General features: G+C 69.7%; 21 protein-coding genes. 7 read left to right on the plus strand and 14 right to left on the minus strand.

Annotation, left to right across the window (positions count from 1 at the left end; all coding sequences use genetic code 11):
• Positions 1–151 precede the first annotated feature (151 nt).
• Positions 152–1,729 (plus strand): methyl-accepting chemotaxis protein, encoded by a 1,578-nt coding sequence (locus tag C8E87_RS15005; RefSeq protein WP_166661171.1) that lies wholly within the window; start codon positions 152–154, stop codon positions 1,727–1,729.
• Here the strand turns inward: C8E87_RS15005 and C8E87_RS15010 are convergent.
• A complete protein-coding gene (locus C8E87_RS15010; RefSeq protein ID WP_133873676.1) occupies positions 1,719–2,384 on the minus strand; it encodes an HAD family hydrolase in 666 nt (221 codons plus the stop codon). The genes C8E87_RS15005 and C8E87_RS15010 overlap by 11 nt on opposite strands.
• 42 nt (positions 2,385–2,426) lie before the next feature.
• On the opposite strand from C8E87_RS15010, the gene C8E87_RS15015 reads away from it, so the two are divergent.
• The gene (locus tag C8E87_RS15015) at positions 2,427–2,735 is read left to right on the plus strand and encodes a hypothetical protein (protein ID WP_133873677.1); all 309 of its coding nucleotides are present in this window, start codon (positions 2,427–2,429) and stop codon (positions 2,733–2,735) included.
• Here the strand turns inward: C8E87_RS15015 and C8E87_RS15020 are convergent.
• Positions 2,732–3,121, minus strand: coding sequence for a hypothetical protein (locus C8E87_RS15020; RefSeq protein ID WP_133873678.1), 390 nt, complete (start codon positions 3,119–3,121; stop codon positions 2,732–2,734). The genes C8E87_RS15015 and C8E87_RS15020 overlap by 4 nt on opposite strands.
• A gap of 51 nt (positions 3,122–3,172) precedes the next feature.
• On the minus strand, positions 3,173–3,592 hold the full coding sequence (locus tag C8E87_RS15025; RefSeq protein ID WP_203720976.1) for a PaaI family thioesterase: 420 nt from the start codon (positions 3,590–3,592) through the stop codon (positions 3,173–3,175).
• A 92-nt stretch (positions 3,593–3,684) separates the two neighbouring features.
• On the opposite strand from C8E87_RS15025, the gene C8E87_RS15030 reads away from it, so the two are divergent.
• A complete protein-coding gene (locus C8E87_RS15030; RefSeq protein WP_133873679.1) occupies positions 3,685–3,933 on the plus strand; it encodes a hypothetical protein in 249 nt (82 codons plus the stop codon).
• A gap of 82 nt (positions 3,934–4,015) precedes the next feature.
• On the opposite strand, the gene C8E87_RS15035 is transcribed toward C8E87_RS15030, so the two are convergent.
• The gene (locus C8E87_RS15035; RefSeq protein WP_133873680.1) at positions 4,016–4,792 is read right to left on the minus strand and encodes a class I SAM-dependent methyltransferase; all 777 of its coding nucleotides are present in this window, start codon (positions 4,790–4,792) and stop codon (positions 4,016–4,018) included.
• 18 nt (positions 4,793–4,810) lie between these two features.
• Here C8E87_RS15035 and C8E87_RS15040 point away from each other — a divergent pair, with 18 nt between their 5' ends.
• Complete coding sequence (locus C8E87_RS15040; protein ID WP_133873681.1) at positions 4,811–5,188, plus strand: PPOX class F420-dependent oxidoreductase; 378 nt, start codon at positions 4,811–4,813, stop codon at positions 5,186–5,188.
• A 93-nt stretch (positions 5,189–5,281) separates the two neighbouring features.
• On the opposite strand, the gene C8E87_RS15045 is transcribed toward C8E87_RS15040, so the two are convergent.
• Positions 5,282–5,491 carry a BldC family transcriptional regulator gene (locus C8E87_RS15045; RefSeq protein WP_014687221.1) on the minus strand — a complete coding sequence of 70 codons (210 nt, stop codon included), beginning with the start codon at positions 5,489–5,491 and terminating at the stop codon, positions 5,282–5,284.
• 282 nt (positions 5,492–5,773) lie between these two features.
• Positions 5,774–6,613, minus strand: a complete 840-nt coding sequence (locus C8E87_RS15050; RefSeq protein WP_133873682.1) for a DUF8083 family protein — start codon at positions 6,611–6,613, stop codon at positions 5,774–5,776.
• Positions 6,614–6,765: 152 nt separating this feature from the next.
• On the opposite strand from C8E87_RS15050, the gene C8E87_RS15055 reads away from it, so the two are divergent.
• Together C8E87_RS15055 and C8E87_RS15060 are read left to right on the plus strand one after the other, a co-directional pair.
• Entirely contained in the window at positions 6,766–7,845 is a 1,080-nt protein-coding gene (locus C8E87_RS15055; RefSeq protein WP_133873683.1) for a Glu/Leu/Phe/Val family dehydrogenase, read from the plus strand.
• A gap of 227 nt (positions 7,846–8,072) precedes the next feature.
• Positions 8,073–8,285 carry a DUF3073 domain-containing protein gene (locus C8E87_RS15060; protein WP_133873684.1) on the plus strand — a complete coding sequence of 71 codons (213 nt, stop codon included), beginning with the start codon at positions 8,073–8,075 and terminating at the stop codon, positions 8,283–8,285.
• A gap of 124 nt (positions 8,286–8,409) precedes the next feature.
• On the opposite strand, the gene amcA is transcribed toward C8E87_RS15060, so the two are convergent.
• The 5 genes from amcA to C8E87_RS15085 form a co-directional block, all read right to left on the minus strand.
• Entirely contained in the window at positions 8,410–8,634 is a 225-nt protein-coding gene (amcA, locus tag C8E87_RS15065) for a multiple cyclophane-containing RiPP AmcA (protein WP_133873685.1), read from the minus strand.
• Complete coding sequence (gene amcB, locus C8E87_RS15070) at positions 8,603–9,706, minus strand: cyclophane-forming radical SAM peptide maturase AmcB (RefSeq protein WP_133876833.1); 1,104 nt, start codon at positions 9,704–9,706, stop codon at positions 8,603–8,605. The genes amcA and amcB overlap by 32 nt, the downstream gene beginning before the upstream one ends.
• 154 nt (positions 9,707–9,860) lie before the next feature.
• Positions 9,861–11,012, minus strand: coding sequence for a phosphoribosylformylglycinamidine cyclo-ligase (gene purM / locus C8E87_RS15075; protein ID WP_133873686.1), 1,152 nt, complete (start codon positions 11,010–11,012; stop codon positions 9,861–9,863).
• Between the two features lie 34 nt (positions 11,013–11,046).
• Entirely contained in the window at positions 11,047–12,606 is a 1,560-nt protein-coding gene (gene purF, locus C8E87_RS15080; RefSeq protein ID WP_133873687.1) for an amidophosphoribosyltransferase, read from the minus strand.
• A 108-nt stretch (positions 12,607–12,714) separates the two neighbouring features.
• Positions 12,715–13,089, minus strand: coding sequence for a sterol carrier family protein (locus tag C8E87_RS15085; RefSeq protein WP_239080648.1), 375 nt, complete (start codon positions 13,087–13,089; stop codon positions 12,715–12,717).
• 158 nt (positions 13,090–13,247) lie between these two features.
• On the opposite strand from C8E87_RS15085, the gene C8E87_RS46340 reads away from it, so the two are divergent.
• On the plus strand, positions 13,248–15,179 hold the full coding sequence (locus C8E87_RS46340) for a carboxypeptidase-like regulatory domain-containing protein (RefSeq protein ID WP_133873688.1): 1,932 nt from the start codon (positions 13,248–13,250) through the stop codon (positions 15,177–15,179).
• Between the two features lie 58 nt (positions 15,180–15,237).
• Here C8E87_RS46340 and purL read toward each other — a convergent pair whose 3' ends face one another.
• The 3 genes from purL to purS are packed head-to-tail and all read right to left on the minus strand — an operon-like array spanning position 15,238 to position 18,757.
• Positions 15,238–17,796, minus strand: coding sequence for a phosphoribosylformylglycinamidine synthase subunit PurL (gene purL / locus C8E87_RS15095; RefSeq protein ID WP_133873689.1), 2,559 nt, complete (start codon positions 17,794–17,796; stop codon positions 15,238–15,240).
• Positions 17,796–18,503, minus strand: coding sequence for a phosphoribosylformylglycinamidine synthase subunit PurQ (gene purQ / locus C8E87_RS15100; RefSeq protein WP_133876835.1), 708 nt, complete (start codon positions 18,501–18,503; stop codon positions 17,796–17,798). The genes purL and purQ overlap by 1 nt, the downstream gene beginning before the upstream one ends.
• Complete coding sequence (gene purS / locus C8E87_RS15105; protein WP_133876836.1) at positions 18,500–18,757, minus strand: phosphoribosylformylglycinamidine synthase subunit PurS; 258 nt, start codon at positions 18,755–18,757, stop codon at positions 18,500–18,502. The genes purQ and purS overlap by 4 nt, the downstream gene beginning before the upstream one ends.
• Positions 18,758–18,815: the final 58 nt, after the last annotated feature.

The raw sequence follows: 18,815 nt of genomic DNA on the forward strand, positions 1-18,815 counted from the left end.
CGCGACCACAGCGACACGATTTGGGTGTTTCGGTCCGGCTGCCGCGATGACGCGACACCATGAAGAGGTTGTATCCACGCGTACAGCACCGATGAGTGTGGCGATTGCACCCTGCCCCGCCGGTGTCGCACCCGTACGAAAGGTGTTCGCCATGGGTTGGACGCACCGTGTCGCCCCCCGGCTGGTCGCCGCGTTTGCCGTCCCCTTGCTGGTGTTGTGCGTCGTCGGCGCCTTGGCATACCGGAACACCAGCAAGCTGGAGACGAACAGCGGCCAGGTTGTGCACACCTATCAGGTGCTGGAGGGGCTGGAAAAGATCACGGGCGCGCTGAAGGACGCGGAGACCGGGCAGCGCGGCTATTTGATCACGGGCGCGGACGCGTACCTCGCGCCGTACACAGCGGCTTCCGAGGCGGTTCCGCAGCTGATCGACAACGTCGCGGGACTTACCGCCGACAATCCGGCGCAGCAGGAACGCATCGCGAAACTCCGGCCACAGGTGCAGGCCAAGTTCGACGAGCTGGCGGAGACGATCGAACTCCGCCGCACAGACGGGTTCGCCGCGGCGCGGGCGGTGGTGCTGACCGACAAGGGCAAGGCGGTCATGGACCAGATCCGAGCTGTCATGGCCGAACTGGAGGAAGCGGAGTCCAGCCTCCTCCAGGAACGGGCCACCTCGACAGCGGACACCGCCGACATGTCGCGGATGGCCGTTGTCACCGGTGTCCTGCTGGCCACGCTGCTCGTCGTCCTTCTCGCCTGGCTGCTGGCCCGCAGCATCCTCCGTCCGCTGGCCGCGTTGACCGGGCGGTTGACGGAGATCGCCGAGGGCGAAGGTGACCTGACGAAACGGGTCGACGAGTCGCGGCGCGACGAGTTCGGCACCCTCGGTGCGACGTTCAACCGATTCGTGACGAAGCTGGCCAGGATCATCGCGCAGATCGGCGATCAGGCGAACTCCCTCGCCGCGGCCAGCGAGCAGCTGTCCAGCGGCACCCGGCACATCGCCGGCTCCGCCGAGCAGACCTCTCGCGAGGTCGGTGGCGTCGCCGGATCGACGGAGGCGATGAGCAACGCCCTGACCACCGTCGCCGCCGGCGCGGAGGAGATGGGCGCCTCCATCCGCGAGATCGCCGCCAGCACGTCCGACGCCAGTCAAGCCGGCGTCGAAGCCGTGCGCGTCGCGGAGGAGGCGAGCCGAACCGTCACGGCGCTCGGCCAGTCGTCGGCTGAGATCACGAACGTGGTCAACCTGATCACTGCCATCGCGGAGCAGACCAACCTGCTCGCCCTCAACGCCACCATCGAGGCCGCTCGCGCCGGGGAGTCCGGCAAGGGCTTCGCCGTGGTGGCCAGCGAGGTCAAGGACCTCGCCCAGGAAACCGCGCGGGCCACCGAGGACATCAGCAGGCGCGTCCAGGACATCCAGCAGAGCGCCTCGGCCACCAGCGAGGCGATCAGCAGGGTGACGGAGATCGTCGCCCGCGTCAACGACTACCAGACGACCATCGCATCGGCGGTTGAGGAGCAGACCGCGACCACCTCGGAGATGTCCCGGAACGTCACCGAGGCGTCCACCAGCAGCCGTGAGGTCTCCAGCAGCCTGTCCACCGTTTCCACGGCGGTGTCCGAGACTTCGACGGCGATTGTGTCCTCGGAACAGGCGGTCGCCGAACTCGCCCGCATGAGCGCCACCCTGCACGGCCTGGTCGGCCAGTTCAAGTACTAGAGGACCGCCGTCCTGCGGGTGGGAGGGTAGTTGGGTTGATCAACTGGCTCAGCAGGGTGACGCAGTCGGGGGCTGTTGTGGTCGGGCGGTAAGGAAGCGAATCGGGCCACTCGCGCCCCGCCGACACCCATCCCGTACGCAGCCCCGCCCCAGTTCCCCCGCCGATGTCGTACTCCGCGTGGTCGCCGATCATCCAGCCGCCCTCGTCCAGCGTGCGCCCCACCGCCTCGGCCGCCAGCTCGAAGATGCGGCGCGACGGTTTGCGCACCCCCACGCCCTCGGAGACGACCCACCCGGCCACCACCTCGTCCAGCCCGGCGCGGCGCAGCTTGGCCTCCTGCTGGGCGACCGTGCCATTCGTGACCACGACCGGCACGTAGCCGAGCGCCGTCGCGCCGGTCAGCGCCGCGATCATCAGCGGATTGGGTGTGAGGTTGTCGATCATGCCCGCACGCAGTTCCAGCAGCACTTCGGCGGCGTCCAGCCGGTAGCGGGCGGCGATCAGCGCCGCGAGCTCCTCGCGCCGGCGGTAGCCGTCCCGGTCCTCGGTGGTCAGCCATGGGACCTCGGACCCGCCGAACCGGGCATGTGCCCAGGTCTTGAAGGCCGCTGTGCGGTCTACAAGAGTGTTGTCCAGATCGAGCAGCAACAACATTCATCGATCTTGTCAGAGCACTCGCGGGTCAAGGAGGACGGCGTGCTGACTTTCACGAACGCGGCCGAGCAGGCGGCTTGGACCATGGCGGAAGCCCTCAGCGAGAAGGCCTTCGTCGCGATGAAGCACGCCGAGGAGGCGCAGGAGGTGTTCCGCAAGGGGCGCCTGGCGATGCGCCGGCAGTTCAAGGCCCGCGGACTCTCCGAGATCGACGCGTCCATCCGCTGGGCCAGCACGTCGCAGGCGCAGGCGGCGCTGGCGGATCACGAGTTCTACATGCATGAGGCGTCGATGTACAACGAGGCCGCGACCGCGCAGTACGCCAAGGCCCTCTATCTCAAGGGACGTTAGGCGGCGCGGTGGCGCAGGGTGGCCACCGTCGAGCCGGCCAGCGCGAGCAGGCAGTCGGGCAGCTGCCCGTCGGCGATCGCCGCCCCGAACAGGGCCTCGGCGGTCGGGATGTCGCTGTTGGCGTACGCGCTGATGAAACGGGCGACCCAGCGCTTGTCGTACCGCGCGTCGTCGATGCCGGGGAAGTCGAGCGTCCACGCGCCGCCCGAGGGGACGTGACCGACCATGGTGGCGGCGAGGCACCAGGCGACGTCGTACGCCCCGACGATGCCCGCACGGTCGACCACCGAGTCGAACGTGCCGACCACCGCGTCACTGTCGCCGCTCAGCGCACTCTGAAGCACGAGTGCCGCGTCGTCGATAGCGTGCTGTGGTACCTCGGTCACGTGAAAGAAGGTACGTGGAGTGGTCAAGGTTCGCGCGCCGGGACGAAAAATCTAAGCCCCACGCAACAAACAGGTGATTCGCGCGGTGCAGACCCGCTCGCCGCTGTCGTCGGTGATGACGATCTCGTACGTCGCCATCGTGCGTCCCCGGTGCACGGGGGTGGCGATGCCGGTGACCACGCCGGAACGCGCCGCCTTGTGGTGGGTGGCGTTGATGTCGACGCCCACGGCGAACGGCCGGTCGACGCTCTGCCCGTGCATGACCGCCCCGACCGAACCGAGGGTCTCGGCCAGCACGCAGGAAGCGCCGCCGTGCAGAAGCCCGTACGGCTGGGTGTTGCCCTCGACCGGCATGGTGCCCACGACCCGATCGGCGGACGCCTCGGTCAGCTGGATGCCCATGCGTGAGCCCAGCGAGCCGCCGCCACCGGTGGTGAAGAGGTCTTGCACACTGTCGGCCGCTATGTCCATCCGATGAACGTTACCGGCGAGGTCCGGCTCGCGGTCCTGTGAGTTGGGCCCTACTCTTCCCTGCGACCGTGTTCGCAATGCAGGGAGGCCGCATGACCGAGCCGCAGGAGACCGTCGAGACGCGTGGGAACGAGCGCGTCGACCTCATCGCGCAGGACGCGAACGGCGACGGCAAGACCGACGTCTGGGTGTCCGACACCGACGGGGACGGCAAGCCCGATCTGTTCCAGTTCGACACCGACGGCGACGGCAAGGTCGACATCACGATGGTCGACCTCGACGAGGACGGGAACCCGGACGCGGTCGTCGACGGCGACGGCGGGCACCCGCCGACTGCCTGATCAAGAACCGATCAATCCCGTACGGGCGTGAGGTGCGCCGACAGTCAGCGCTGTCGGCGCACCTGATCACGGCCCAACCCGGTCATCCGGCAAGCTCCATGATCGCAAGGTAGTAGGGATGGTCGTCGGCGTCGATCGATTTCAGCCGCCACGGGGTGCCCGCGATGACCTGTTCCAGCTCGGCCGGGGAGCAGTTCAGGTAGTCGAACCATTCGGTGGCGAGCAGCCGGTAGCGCAGCCGCAGGCGTAGCTGCCCCCCGAGCCGGCCGCGCTCCCGGTTGTGCCGGTGATAGCCGACGTGCACGGGGTCGGTGGTGCCGTACGGGTCCGTGCCCTGCGCGATGATCCGGGCGCCCGGGTTGGCCAGCTGGGCCAGCGCCCGCAGGAAGACCGGCGCGCGTTCCGGGCCCTCGAGCAGCCCGAGGTTGTTGCCGAGCAGCAGGAACGTGTCGTAGCGGGCACTGGCCGAGGCGTACGCGTCGACGGTGTTGATGACGGTGTCGCGCAGTCCCCGCCGGCGGGCGATCTCGATGGCCCCGCGCGAGGTGTCCAGGCCGGTCACCGCCATCCCCCGTCGCTGCAACTCCAGCGCCGTGCGGCCGGCGCCGGCGCCGATGTCGAGCACGTGGCCCCGGCACAACCGCAGGGCCCGGTGGTCGTGCGGCTGCCACTCGTCGGGTTCGCCCAGGTAGTGGTCGGCCGGCGCCCCGTTGATCAGGCCGTCGTCGCGTTCGATCACCTCGATGACCGGCCGCGGCACTCGCCCACCGGCCAGCGGCCGCGGCCCCACCCCGGTGCGCACGGCGTACGCGTCCCGGATCATTTCGCCGAACACGTCGCCTATCGGTGGCTCCCGCATGGTCACTACCCTTGACGCATGACCGCTCTGGGGCAACTCGGTTCCAAGAAGTACGTCCTGCTGACGACGTTTCGCAAGGACGGGCGGGCGGTGGCGACGCCCGTCTGGGTGTTACCGGCCGGCGACGGCGTGGCGATCTGGACCGAGTCGAAGTCGTACAAGGTGAAGCGGGTCCGCAACAACCCGAAGGTCACCGTGGCGCCCTGCGACATCCGCGGCAACGTGCGCGGCGAGGCGGTTGAGGGCCGGGCCCGAGTCGTCGGCGACGCCGAGCGTGATCACTTCGCCGGGGTGCTGGGCCGGAAGTACTGGATCGCCGGCCTGGCCGGGATGCTGCGCTACAAGCTCCTGGGCCGGCGCGACCGGATCACCGTCATTGCCATCGATCCGGAATGAATCGCCCGGCGGTAGAGCCGAAGAAGGGGCGATCGCCTTCCCCGACGCTCGCCCCTTGCAACGATCTTCTGCCTCGACGTGAGTCCAGGTTCGTCAGTCGCCCTGACGCTGCGTGGGGATTTGCCCCTGCAGCAGAGCGCGAACCTCCGACTCCCGGTAACGACGGTGGCCGCCCAGAGTGCGGATCGCACTCAGCTTGCCGGCCTTCGCCCACCGGGTGACGGTCTTCGGGTCGACACGGAACATCGACGCCACCTCGGCCGGCGTTAGTAGCGGCTCAGGATCGTGCGTACGCGATGCCATCGGTCACTCCTCCACAGGTACCTATAGACAACGGCCGGGGTCCCGCCGGCCGGTGCGTCTCTCATGGTCCGGCTAGTCCCCGATGTCCGACATGGGCCGAACGGACGAAGGTCCCCAGATAGACGGATGAAGCATGCCCGATTTTTGCGTGTTTTCTACGCCAGATAGTGTCTCGTTTAGTCCGATTATCACGCTTCGGCGAGCGGCGGTTACGAAGAGTGTTCACCTCGGGAGCGCTCCCAAGGGTGCCGAAAACCGCCCTTCTGTCCGCATCTTCGCAGGTCAGTTGCACCTCTCCAGCAGTTGCACGGCCCGCCACCGATCGACCAGCTTCTCGTACGCGGCGGAGGCATCGTCGGCGTCGCCACGGGACAGCGCCGAAAGGCCGGCCGCCACCAGTCCGGGTGAATCGTCACCAGCGAGAACGTCATCCGGCAGGAGGTTGACGAGGCCGCCGTAGTCAAGCTCCACGATCGAGCGCGGATGGAACTCCTCGAGCCACCGCGTGCCCTCCTCGACCGCCTCGGTGATCGGGGCGTCACCGAGCGACTTGCGCAGCACGGCCACACCACGGTGCGCACGCCGGCGCGCCTTCGAGATCTCGGTGCGATAACGCAGCGTGCGCCGGCCGGAGGCGAGCTCGATCTCGCGCTCCTCCAGGTCGACGAAGACGAACCAGCGCAGCGGCACACCCCAGGTGGCAATCTGCTCGTGCACCCGCGGCACCCCGTGCTCGAGCACCTTGGCCCCGCTGCGCCAATCCTCCACGATGGCCTTGGCCTGGCCCGCGAGCACGGGCGGCACGAAGGCATCCGCCAGGACACTGGGCACGCCGTCACGCGCGTTCAGGGCGGCCTCGGCGACCCGCAGGCGCAAATTCCACGGGCAGACCAGCAGCGAGTCACCCCACTGCAGCACGTACGCCTCGTCGGGCAGATCGGGCAGCCTGGTCCAGCCGGCGCCGAGCGCCTCGAGCACGGCCGAGCGCTGCCGGACGGGACCCTCGACCGGGCCCAGGGCACGTCCCTCGCGGGCGTACTTACGCCAGAAAACCTGACGGTCGCGGTCGAAGGCGGTCAGTGGTTCGTAAACCCTCAGGTACGACGCGAACAGTGACGGCACGGCGCGATCCTTTCACGAATTCGGCCGGGTGGAACTTCCCGCGCGGACGTAATCCCGCGGCAGGTCGCCCGACTAGGCTCGCAAATGTCCGGCACACCCCCGCCGGCGCTCGCTGCCCCACGAGGGCCTCGACAAGGATCAGGAGAACAGCCATGGGCGTGTTCGACACCGACGGCACCGACGCCACCGGTCACGAACAGGTCGTCTTCTGCCAGGACAGGCAGACCGGCCTCAAGGCGATCATCGGGATCTACTCCACCGCACTCGGGCCCGCGCTCGGCGGCACCCGTTTCTACCCGTACGAGAGTGAGGACGCGGCCCTGGCCGACGTGCTGAAGCTCTCTCGCGGCATGGCCTACAAGAACGCCCTGGCCGGACTCGACCTCGGCGGCGGCAAGGCAGTGATCTGGGGCGACCCGGCCCGCGTCAAGTCCGAGGGGCTGCTGCGGGCGTACGGGCGCTTCGTCGAGTCGCTGCACGGTCGCTACTACACCGCTTGCGACGTCGGCACCTACGTCCCCGACATGGACGTGATCGCCCGCGAGACCCGTTACGTCACCGGCCGCAGCCTCGAGCACGGTGGCGCCGGCGATTCCTCGATCCTCACCGCCTGGGGCGTCTTCCAGGGTATGCGGGCCGCCGCCGAGCACACGTGGGGTCGTCCTACGCTGGCCGGCAAGACGGTGGGCATCGCCGGACTGGGCAAGGTCGGCAAATACCTCGCCGGTCACCTCATCGAGGACGGCGCCGCGGTCATCGCCACCGATGTCAACGAGGCCGCCCTGAGCTGGGCCCGCACCACCTACCCCCAGATCGAGCTCGTCGCCGGTACCGAGGCGCTGATCACCTCCGACCTCGACGTCTACGCGCCTTGTGCGCTCGGCGGCGCGCTGAACGACGACACGGTGCCGCAGCTGCGGGCCAAGGTCGTCACCGGCGGCGCGAACAACCAGCTCGCGCACCCCGGCATCGAGAAGACCCTGGCCGAGCGGGGCATCCTGTACACGCCCGACTATCTGGTCAACGCGGGCGGCGTGATCCAGGTGGCCGACGAGATCGAGGGCTTCAACTTCGAGCGGGCCAAGCTGCGGGCCACCGGCATCTTCGACACGACCCGCCGGATCCTGCAGATGGCGGACAGCGAAGGTGTGGCGCCGGCCGTGGCCGCCGACCGGCTCGCCGAGCAGCGGATGGCCGAGGTCGGCCGGTTGCGGTCCATCTATCTCGGCTGAACGGACCGCTCCGGCAACCCGAACGGTGGGTCCGGGAGCGGAAAAGAGAGCGGTTTAGTGCCTGCCGCGCGTTCCTGGACGGAAAACCACGACGCGCGGCAGTGTCACACGCAACCCGAGGTGCCGAAGACGGCATCGTCCATGTACCGTAAGACCCACGAGAGATGCCTGACGTCATCGGGGCCCGCCTTCGGGTTGCCCCGAATTCTGTGCGAGGGGGTCGAGCCATGGGGCGCGGCCGTGCTAAGGCCAAGCAGACGAAGGTGGCCCGGGAGTTGAAGTATCACTCCCCGAACACCGACCTCACCGCCTTGCAGCGCGAACTGGCGGGAACACGCCAGTCCGACCGTCACTTCGACGACGACAACGACGAGTTCGTCGACGACGACGAGGATGACGCTGACGACGACCAGGATTCCTGGTCGCCGACAAGGCGCTGACCCGTACCGCACAGAGCACGCGGCTCTCCGCGTGCTTCCGTGCGCGGTGGTCAATCCCTAAGGTTCAACACGAAAGCCCACGCGGGCTACCTCCCGCGTGGGCTTCGAACCAGACCCTGCCGTTTCACCTGGGCCGGTTGTTCCAGTTGTAGAACGTCGGGATGTTCTCGAAGTGGTTCCAGGCGCACACCGCCGAGCCGTCGTCCGACGTGCTCTCGTCGCGTGCTCGCCGAGCCTTTTCCGCCTCCTCGAGGAGAGCGGCCAGCCCCACCCTGGTGTCGTGCACCCGAGCCGTCACCGGATCGGTCCCCAGCTCGTCAGACGGCCGAGGGCTCGTGATCTCGGGCATGGTCCAGCACTCCCTCCAGTAGGCGAATCTTGCTGTTCCGGCAGTGGTCGGTCTCGGTGGTGTCGAACCGCCCCTGCTCGAAGTAGCGGTTGGCCGCGTGGGCCCCACCGCAGAAACCGAAGTACGGACACGTCGCGCGGCACGCCTCCACGCCACCCAGGAACTCCCCGATCCAGGGTGTCGTCGCGGCGCCGGCCAGGATCTCGGCCAGCGGCGTGGTCAGCACGTTCCCGCTGGTGAAATCGCCGTACCGCGGGTCCGTGAAGCCGGCCAGCTCGGGCGAGAGCAGCACCACCGAGCCGTCGTGCGCGACGGTCGGGATCGGGTCGAGCTGCCGGGGCAGCAGCGCGTCGGCCGAGCCGTCGAGCACCGCGCCCGCGTAACGCAGCGTCCACTCGACCTCGCGCAGGTGGATGCGGGGGTCGGTCCGCCAGGCGGAGACCAGCTCGGCCCAGAACGCCCGGACGTCGGCAGCGGCGTGGGTGTTGGCGCGCGTGTTGACGCCCTCCTGCTCCTCGACGTTGATGCCGAGCACGTCGCAGCCCAGGCGCAGAAAATAGTCGTACAGCTCGGTGGCGGCGCCGGGCCGCGGGTCACCGACCACGCACAGCGCGGAGAACGCGATGTCGTGCCGGCGCAGGGTCTCTATGCCGCGCACGATCCGGTCGTAGGCCGGGCGGCCGCCCCTGGTCACGCGCTCGCCGTTACGCGCCTCGGGACCGTCGACGCTGACGCTGACCCGTACGTCATGTGCCCGGAAGAACTCGCACCAGGCGTCGTCGATGAGTGTGGCGTTGGTCTGCACGTGGTGCTCGACGCCCGGCCCGAACGGCTCGAGGAGGGCGGCCAGATGCTCGCGACCGGCGGCCAAGGGCTCACCACCGTGCCAGACGACCGAGAAGCGCCCCTGGCGGGCCCAACCCTCGACCGAGGCGGCCACGGCCCGAGCCACCTCGACCGGCATGCGCTGGTCGGCGGCGCGGAACGGCAGGTAGCAGTAGGTGCAGTCGAGATTGCAGAGGGTGGTGGGCTGCATCACGACGTAGGTCGGCACGGGTGCGATGCCCCGCATCCCGCTCCAGGCGTGCGTCACTGCGTTACCCCCGTCCGTGGTGCAAAGCGTGATGAACTCACGTCAGAGGCTAGGCTCTGCGGTCCAGCCGAGTAAACGAAAGATCCGCATGTGCCAGATATCGACACACGCGGATCATTAGCGGAGCAAGGCCTCAGCCGCGGGTGTATTGCCCCATCATCTGCACCTCGCCGCTGCCGTCGATGACCTCGCCGACCTGCCACGCCTCGACGCCGCGGCCGGTGAGATAGGCCATCGCGCGGTCGGCGTCGTCGGACGAGACGATCGCGAACATGCCCACGCCCATGTTGAACGTGGCCTCCATCTCGTTGTCCTCGATCCGGCCCTTGGCCTGGATGAGGTCGAAGATGGGCTGCGGGCGCCAGGTCGAGCGGTCGACCACCGCGTCGGCGTTCCCGGGCAGGATGCGGTTGAGGTTGCCGGGGATGCCGCCGCCGGTCACGTGCGAGAACGCGCGGACGTCGGTCTCCTCGATCAGGCCCAGGCAGTCCTTGGCATAGATCTTGGTGGGCGTGAGGAGTTCCTCGCCCAGGGTGCGCTGGCTGCCGAAGTCGTCGACCACGGAGTCGAGACGCATACGGCCGGCCCCGAGCAGCACGTGACGTACGAGCGAATAGCCGTTGGAGTGCAGACCCGAGGAGCGCATCGCGATCACCGCGTCGCCCACCTCGACCCGCTCGCGGCCCAGGATCTCACTCTCTTCCACCACGCCGACCCCGGTGGCGGAGACGTCGTACTCGTCGGGCCGCAGGACGCCGGGGTGCTCGGCCGTCTCGCCACCCAGCAGCGCGCAGCCCGCGTAACGGCAGCCGTCCGCGATGCCGGCGCCGATCTCGGCCACCTTGTCCGGCACGACCTCGCCGCAGGCGATGTAGTCGAGCAGGAACAGCGGCTCGGCGCCACAGGCGACCAGGTCGTCGACGACCATGGCGACCAGGTCGATGCCGATCGTGTCGTGGATGTCGAGCTGCTGGGCGATCACCAGCTTGGTGCCGACACCGTCGGTCGACGAGGCCAGGATCGGGCTCTTGTACTTCGCCGTGTTCAGCTTGAACAGCCCGGAGAAGCCGCCCAGGTCGCCCATGACCTCGGGCCGGGTGGTCTTCTTGACCTTCGTCTTGAGCAGCTCGACGGCGCGGTCACCGGCCTCGATCGAGACGCCCGCGTCCGCGTACGTCGCCGTGCGCTTGCGCACCCCACGGCCGGCGCCGGCCGTCCAGGGCTGGCGGTCGGCGCCCTCAGCGCCGTTGGACCCGGCACCGTTGCGCTCGGACACGTGCGTCACGCTTCTCCCCTTAGAGGTATTGCCATCGTCAAAATCACGCGCTGCCGCCCTGACCGGCGAACTCACGCACGTCGTACTCCGTCTCGAGCTCGGCGACCGCAGCGGTCGCCGCCTCGTCGCTCGCCGACGGCATGGAGGCGCGCTTGCCGACCCCCTCGAGCAGGTGCTTGCCGATCAGGTTGCCCGCCGGCAGCTCGATCGGATAGTGCCCGTCGAAGCAGGCCATGCACAGGCGGGTCTTCGGCTGCTCGGTCGCCGACACCAGACCGTCCAGGGAAACATAACCCAGGGAGTCGGCTCCGATCGAGCGGCGGATGCCCTCGTTGTCGAGCCCGTTCGCCAGCAGTTCGGCCCGGGTGGCGAAATCGATGCCGTAGAAGCAGGGCCACTTCACCGGCGGTGACGAGATGCGCACGTGCACCTCGAGCGCGCCGGCCTCGCGCAACATGCGGACGAGGGCTCGCTGGGTGTTGCCACGGACGATCGAGTCGTCGACCACGACCAGGCGCTTGCCCCGTACGACCTCGCGCAGCGGGTTGAGCTTGAGCCGGATGCCGAGCTGGCGGATCGTCTGCGACGGCTGGATGAAGGTGCGGCCGACGTACGCGTTCTTGGTGAGGCCGGCGCTGTACGGAATGCCGGATTCCTCGGCGTAACCGATCGCGGCCGGGGTGCCCGACTCGGGGACCGGGATGACCAGGTCGGCCTCGACGGGGTGCTCGCGGGCCAGCACACGGCCGATCTCGACGCGGGCCGAGTACATGTTCCGGCCGGCGATCGTCGTATCGGGGCGGGCCAGGTAGACGTACTCGAAGAGGCAACCCTTGGGCTCGGGCGCGGCGAACCGGGTGGAGCGCAGGCCGTGCTCGTCGACCGCGAGCATCTCGCCCGGCTCGACCTCACGCACGAAGCTCGCGCCGACGATGTCGAGGGCGGCCGTCTCGCTGGCGATCACCCAGCCGCGATCCATGCGGCCGAGCACCAGCGGTCGCACGCCCTGGGGGTCGCGGGCCGCGTAGAGGGTGCTCTCGTCCATGAAGACGAAGCTGAACGCGCCCTTGAGACCGGGCAGCACCTCGAGCGCGGCGGCCTCCACCGACAGGTCGGGGCGGCTCGCCAGCAGCGTGGTCACCAGCGCGGTGTCCGAGGTGGCGCTGTCAACTTCCAGGCCCCGCTCGGCGACCTCACGGGACAGCTCGGCCGTGTTGACCAGGTTGCCGTTGTGCGCCAGCGCGATCGTCGTGCCGGCCGTGGTGGCACGGATCGTCGGCTGGGCGTTCTCCCAGTTCGAGCCGCCGGTGGTGGAGTAACGCGTGTGACCGATCGCGAGGTGGCCCCGCAGGCTGGCCAGCGTGGGCTCGTCGAAGACCTGCGACACGAGACCGAGATCCTTGTAGACCACCACGCCCGAGCCGTCACTCACCGCAATACCGGCGGCTTCCTGGCCGCGGTGCTGCAGAGCGAAGAGCCCGAAGTAGGTGAGTTTGGCGACCTCTTCCTCGGGGGCCCAGACTCCGAAGACGCCGCAGGCATCCTGGGGGCCACGCTCCTGGGGGTCGAGATCGTCGGTCAACCGGCCGTCGCCTCGGGGCACTGTTGCTCCCTCATGCTGATCTGCTGTGAAACGTGCTGGACCGCTCCGAGCGACCAGTGTACGCGAGCCGGACGGGCGGGGCCCGGGCTCAGGACCGGCGTGCTCGGCCTACTTCTCCGCGGCGTCGCCGGAGAGCGGAAGGTATTCGGTCAGGTCGGTGCGAATGCCACTCGCCCGAAGGCGTCCGTCACTCAGCGCATCGGCCCAGCTCACACGCTCCGTGGCCACGAGCACCCACGTCACCGGATCGGCTTCGACCACATTGGGCGGTGTGCCGCGGGTGTGTCTGGGACCAGGAACACACTGAATCGCACCGAAAGGCGGAATCCGCACCTCCACCGATCGGCCGGGCGCCTTGCGGGACAGCTCGGTCAGCAGCGCTCGCACAGCGTCACGCAGCACTGATCTCTCGGGTTCGACGCCTCGGTCCAGCGCGTCCAACGCTTGCTTCACGGACTCGGATTTATTGTGCGCAGGGGACACGTCGGGACGATACGACTCGCTTCAGCGAGATTGGTACGCGGCCCTGGGTCGCGCGATGGACGTGTGACAAGGCATAGTGGCCGACGGTGTTTTAGTCGCGGGAGACCACCGGCACTGAAGAGGAGCCGGCAAACCGTGCGACCGGAAGGCGGTGGAAGGTGAGAACGCACCTACGGACCCGGGCGGCCCAGGCCGGTGCGTTACTGGCGGTGGTCGTGGGCGGAGTGTTCGCCGCGCCCGCGATGGCGTTCGCCAGCCCGCCGGACGTGCAGATCACCGACCTGCAGACCGAGGTCCAGGCCGGCGCCAGCGTCGAGATGAAGTTCCGCGTCGCCGACACCAACAACGGTGGCCGCCTCCCGGCGACCGTCCGGGTCAGCGGCGGCGGCCTGCGGTGCAACGGGCAGGATTGCGGGCGCATCGCCGAGGTCGACGGCAACGGCCGCGACTTCTCCGTGCAGCTCACCGCGCCCGACATCAACGCCGGTGAGACGCGGCAGGCCACGGTCACGATCAGTGCCACGGTCGGCGGCGAGACCAACCGCGCGAGCCAGCAGATCACGATCGTCGGCCCGGATCGGCCCGAGGCCGTCCGGCAGGTCTCCGGCCGCATCAAGGACCAGGACGGCAAGGCCGTCGCGGGCGCCCTGGTCGGCATGCGGGACAGCTCGGGCCGCAGTTTCTCGACCACGTCGGACGGCTCCGGGCAGTATTCCTTCCGTTCCACGGACGACAACCCGATCGCGGCCGGCACGATCTCGATCGGCGCCGGCAAGGACGGCTTCGAGGACGCCACCGTGCAGCGGCAGGCACAGGCCGGCCAGAGCGTGGTGGTCGCGCTGACGCTGAAGTCGAAGGTCGTGCCGACCACACCGTCCACGACCGCGCCGACCGCGACCCCCAGCTCGGTGCCGACCAGCGACGTGAGCGTGGAGTCGGCCCCCGAGGAAACGGTCGCGGCCACCGACGCCGCGGCCGACAACGCCGCCGCCGAGGACTCCGGTGGCTCGATGCTCTACATCATCGTCGGCATCCTGCTCGTCGCCGCTGGCATCGGCGCGATCGTGCTGGTGGTGCTGCGCCGGCGCAACAGCGACGACGGTGACGACGACGACCCGAGCGGCCTGTCCGGCGCCGGTGGTGTCGTGCCGCCGAGCCGCGGCGGTTTCGGCGACGCCACCCGCGTGGCAGCGCCGGTCGGTGGCGGCCGGGCCAACGACGCGACCATGATCGCGCCGCTGTCCGGCGCGCCCTCGATGGCCGACGCGCCGACGGTGCTGCAGCGGCCCGTGCCCGCCGAGGACGAGTTCCCCGACCCCTACGGCGTTCCGGTCCCGCAGCCGGGCGGTTACGCCGGGGCCGCGGCCGGCGGCTGGAACGAGCAGGGCAACAGCCAGCCGTACGGCGGAGGCACACAGCCGTACGGCGGCGCCCAGCAGTACGGCGGGGGCACACAGCCGTACGGCGGCGCCCAGCAGTACGGCGAGTCCACTCAGTACGGCGGGCCGCAGGACGACAACGGCTACGGCGCACCGGGCGGCAATCAGGCCGGCGGTTACGGTGCGTACAGCGAGGCCACCGGGATGTACCGGCCCGAGACGGGCGCCGACGACGGTGGCTACGGCGGTTACGACCAGGGTCAGGCGTACGGCGACCAGCAGTACGGTGGCGTCCAGGGCGGCTACGACCAGGGTGGTGGCGGCTACGGGTCCGGCGGTTACGGCCAGCAGCAGGCCGACCAGGGCGGCTACGGACAGTGGGACGCGCCCGCCGACGGCCCGGACAACAACGGCTACGGCCCGCAGGGCGGCGGCACCTACGGCGGCGGTCAGGGCGGCGGCACCTACGGCGCGGCCCCGGTCGGCGGTCAGCAATACGGCGGTGGCTACGACGACGGCGGCTACCAGGGCGACCAGCGCGGTGGGTACGACGCCGGTTACGACCAGCGCGGTGGCTACCAGAGCGACCAGGGTGGCTACGACGACCAGCAGCAGTACGGCAACCAGACCGATCGGCACGGCGGTGGCACGTACGGTGGACAGCCGCGTCAGGACACCCCCGGCCCTCGCCGTGGTGGCCACGACTACTGAGCAACAAGCGTAAACGGGCCGGCCAGCGGAAACGCTGGCCGGCCCGTTTTGCTTTCCGTCAGTCGGTCGACGGCTCCTTGACCTCGGCCACGGAAGCGGCGGGAATCCCGTCCGCCTCGATCGGGGCCGCCGACTCCATCGCCGCGCCGGACGCCGCGGCGGCCAGCACCTGGTCACCCCGGTCGGGGCTCGCGGGCGCGGTCGGGTCGGCCGCGTGCTCCGGGTCGCCGTGCCGGTTGGCCAGCTCGGCGACCCCGCCGAACAGCGCCGGCAGGGTCGCCTCGTACGCCGCGCGCGCCTCGTCGAGCGGCAGGCTGAACTGGTCGCGCACGTCGAGCACCGGCTCGGCCGAAGTGACGCCGAGGGGGGCGCACGGCACGCCGTACTCCGAGGCCAGGGCCACGAACGCCTTGTCGTGCCCGCGCGGCACCGCGACCAGCGCGCGGCCGGCCGACTCGCTGAACAGGTGCACGAACGCGGACTGCCCGTCCTCGGGCAGCACGACCTTGGCGCCCACGTTGCGGCGCAGGCAGCTCTCGACGAGGGCCTGCGAGAGGCCGCCGTCGGAGAGGTCGTGCGCGGCGCTGACGTGACCGGCCTCGGAGGCGCGGGCCATCAGCATCGCCAGCCGGCGCTCGGCCTCGAGGTCAACCTTCGGCGGGCGGCCGCCCAGGTGGCCGTGGGTGACCCACGCCCACTCGGAGCCGGAGAGCTCGCAGGAGGTCTCGCCGAGCAGGAAAACCAGGTCGCCTTCGCCCTGGACGGCCGGGAAGCCCATCGGGATGCGCCGGGCGACGTTGTCGAAGACGCCGAGCACGCCGACCACCGGGGTCGGGTGGATCGCGGCGGCCCCCGTCTGGTTGTAGAAGCTGACGTTGCCGCCGGTCACCGGGGTGCCCAGCTGCTGGCAGCCGTCGGCCAGGCCACGGACGGCCTCGGCGAACTGCCACATCACGGCCGGGTCCTCGGGCGAGCCGAAGTTGAGGCAGTCGGTCACGGCGACCGGCTCGGCCCCGGTTACGGCGACATTCCTGTACGCCTCGGCGAGCGCGAGCCGCGCACCCTCGTACGGGTCGAGGCGGGCGAACCGGCCGTTGCCGTCGACCGACAGCGCGACGCCGAGCCCGGTGTTCTCGTCGATACGGAGCACGCCCGAGTCTTCCGGCTGGGCCAGCACGGTGTTGCCGAGCACGTAGCGGTCGTACTGCTCGGTGACCCACGACTTGTCGCACAGGTTGGGCGAGGCAGCCATGCGCAGCACCGTCTCGCGCAGCTCGTCGCCGGTCGACGGCCGGGGCAGCGTTTCCGCCTTGTCCGCCTGAAGCAGTATCAAGTCGGCGGGCTCACGGATCGGCCGGGCGTAGACCGGGCCGTCGTCGGCAAGCGAGCCCGGCGGCACGTCCACCACGACGTGGTCGTTCCAGGTGATCACGAGGCGGCCCGGGGAGCCGTCCTCGGCGGCCGGGGTGACCTCGCCGATCGCGGTGGCCCAGACGCCCCACTTCTCGGCGACGGCCAGCACCTGTTCGAGGTTTTCCGGCGTGACGATCAGGAGCATGCGCTCCTGCGACTCGCTGGCCAGGATCTCGGTCGGCGACATGGACGCCTCACGCAGCTGCACCCGCTCCAGCCACACCCGCATGCCGGTGCCGGCCGCGGCCGCGGTCTCGGTGAGCGCGCAGGTCAGCCCGGCGCCGCCGAGATCCTGGATGCCGGCGACGAGGCCGGCGTCGTACAGCTCGAGGCAGCTCTCGATGAGCAGCTTCTCCATGAACGGGTCACCGACCTGCACCGACGGGCGGCGCTGCTCGGCCCCCTCGTCGAAGGTGGCCGAGGCCAGCACGGAGACGCCGCCGATGCCGTCGCGGCCGGTGCGCGCGCCGAGCAGGACGACGATGTTGCCGACGCCGGCCGCTTCCTTGTGCTGCAGGCGCTCGACCGGCAGCACGCCGATGCTGAGCGCGTTGACCAGCGGGTTGCCCTGATAGGTCGGGTCGAAGACGATCTCGCCGCCGATGTTGGGCAGGCCCAGGCAGTTGCCGTAGCCGCCGATGCCGGCGACCACGCCGGGCAGCACACGGGCCGTGTCGGGGTGGTCGGCCGCGCCGAAGCGCAGCGGGTCCATCACCGCGATCGGGCGGGCACCCATGGCCAGGATGTCGCGCACGATGCCGCCGACGCCGGTGGCCGCGCCCTGATAGGGCTCGACGAAGCTGGGGTGGTTGTGCGACTCGACCTTGAAGGTGACCGCCAGCTCGTCGGAGATCTGCACGACGCCGGCGTTCTCACCGATGCCGGCCAGCATGCGGGTGCCGCGCGGGGCCTTGTCACCGAACTGGCGCAGGTGCACCTTGCTCGACTTGTAGGAGCAGTGCTCGCTCCACATGATCGAGTACATCGCGAGCTCGGAGGCGGTCGGACGGCGGCCGAGGATCTGGCGGATCCGCTCGTACTCGTCGTCCTTGAGGCCGAGTTCGGTGTGCGGCTGCAGCTCATCGGGGGTGCCGATGGCGCGCTGCACGGTGTCGGGGCCGCCGTCGAACTCGTTGACCAGCACATCGGTCGCGGCAAAGCCCGTCTGCTTCGGCGCGGCGGCCGTGTCCGGCTGCGTCGTCATTACTGGTGTCCCCCTGCTTGTGCACCCGCGGACGCCCCGGCCAGGGCCCGCAGGACGGACGTGAAGAAGCCGAGGCCGTCGAGCGACGGACCGGTCAGCGCCTCCACGGCGTGTTCGGGATGCGGCATGATGCCGACGACGTTGCCGGCCTCGTTGGTGATCGCGGCGATGTCGCGCTGCGAACCGTTCGGGTTTCCGCGGATGTAGCGCGCGACCACACGGCCCTCGGCCTCGAGCTGGTCGAGCGTGCGCTGGTCGGCGACGAAGCAACCCTCGCCGTTCTTCACCGGGATCAGGATCTCTTGGCCCGGGGTGAACGAGTTGGTCCAGGCGGTGCCGGTCGACTCGACGCGCAGGAACTGGTCGCGGTTGCGGAAGTGCAAGTGCTGGTTGCGGGTGAGCGCGCCAGGAAGCAGGTGCGCCTCGCAGAGGATCTGGAAGCCGTTGCAGATGCCGAGCACCGGCAGCCCGCCGCGGGCCGCGTCGATGATCGTGCCCATCACCGGGGCGAACCGGGCGATCGCGCCGCAGCGCAGGGCGTCGCCGTAGGAGAAGCCGCCGGGGAGGATCACGGCGTCGACGCCGTGCAGATCGGGATCGCCGTGCCAGAGACGGACGACGTCGGCGCCGGCGATGCGCGCGGCGCGGGCCGCGTCCCCGTCGTCGAGCGAACCTGGGAAAGTGACCACACCGATGCGCATGGTCAGGCGACCTCCGCCGTGGCGTCCTGGTGGACGTGGATGGTGAAGTCTTCGATCACGGGGTTGGCGAGAAGCTTGTCGGCGATCTCGCGAGCCCGGTCCAGATCGGGTTCGGCCGCGAACTCGATCTCGATCCGTCGGCCGATGCGGACGGAGGAGACATCGTTGACGCCGAGCCGGGGCAGTGCGTTCGCCACCGCCTGGCCCTGCGGGTCGAGGATCTCCGGCTTGAGCATGACGTCGACCACGACGCGAGCCACGGGCACTCCTGACTGATAGGTGTAAGCACGTGGAGCCTACCTTGCGGGCCACGCTACG

This window comes from Paractinoplanes brasiliensis (genome assembly GCF_004362215.1).
Taxonomy (GTDB): domain Bacteria; phylum Actinomycetota; class Actinomycetes; order Mycobacteriales; family Micromonosporaceae; genus Actinoplanes; species Actinoplanes brasiliensis.

What these genes read in the sequence shown, in the direction of transcription:
- C8E87_RS15060 (WP_133873684.1), top strand. Translation starts at nt 8,073, where the DNA reads ATGGGGCGCGGCCGTGCTAAGGCCAAGCAGACGAAGGTGGCCCGGGAG.
- C8E87_RS15010 (WP_133873676.1), bottom strand. Translation starts at nt 2,384, where the DNA reads ATGTTGTTGCTGCTCGATCTGGACAACACTCTTGTAGACCGCACAGCG.
- C8E87_RS15025 (WP_203720976.1), bottom strand. Translation starts at nt 3,592, where the DNA reads ATGGACATAGCGGCCGACAGTGTGCAAGACCTCTTCACCACCGGTGGC.
- C8E87_RS15030 (WP_133873679.1), top strand. Translation starts at nt 3,685, where the DNA reads ATGACCGAGCCGCAGGAGACCGTCGAGACGCGTGGGAACGAGCGCGTC.
- C8E87_RS15040 (WP_133873681.1), top strand. Translation starts at nt 4,811, where the DNA reads ATGACCGCTCTGGGGCAACTCGGTTCCAAGAAGTACGTCCTGCTGACG.
- amcA (WP_133873685.1), bottom strand. Translation starts at nt 8,634, where the DNA reads ATGCCCGAGATCACGAGCCCTCGGCCGTCTGACGAGCTGGGGACCGAT.
- purL (WP_133873689.1), bottom strand. Translation starts at nt 17,796, where the DNA reads ATGACGACGCAGCCGGACACGGCCGCCGCGCCGAAGCAGACGGGCTTT.
- C8E87_RS15045 (WP_014687221.1), bottom strand. Translation starts at nt 5,491, where the DNA reads ATGGCATCGCGTACGCACGATCCTGAGCCGCTACTAACGCCGGCCGAG.
- C8E87_RS15005 (WP_166661171.1), top strand. Translation starts at nt 152, where the DNA reads ATGGGTTGGACGCACCGTGTCGCCCCCCGGCTGGTCGCCGCGTTTGCC.
- C8E87_RS15035 (WP_133873680.1), bottom strand. Translation starts at nt 4,792, where the DNA reads ATGCGGGAGCCACCGATAGGCGACGTGTTCGGCGAAATGATCCGGGAC.
- amcB (WP_133876833.1), bottom strand. Translation starts at nt 9,706, where the DNA reads ATGCGGGGCATCGCACCCGTGCCGACCTACGTCGTGATGCAGCCCACC.
- C8E87_RS15055 (WP_133873683.1), top strand. Translation starts at nt 6,766, where the DNA reads ATGGGCGTGTTCGACACCGACGGCACCGACGCCACCGGTCACGAACAG.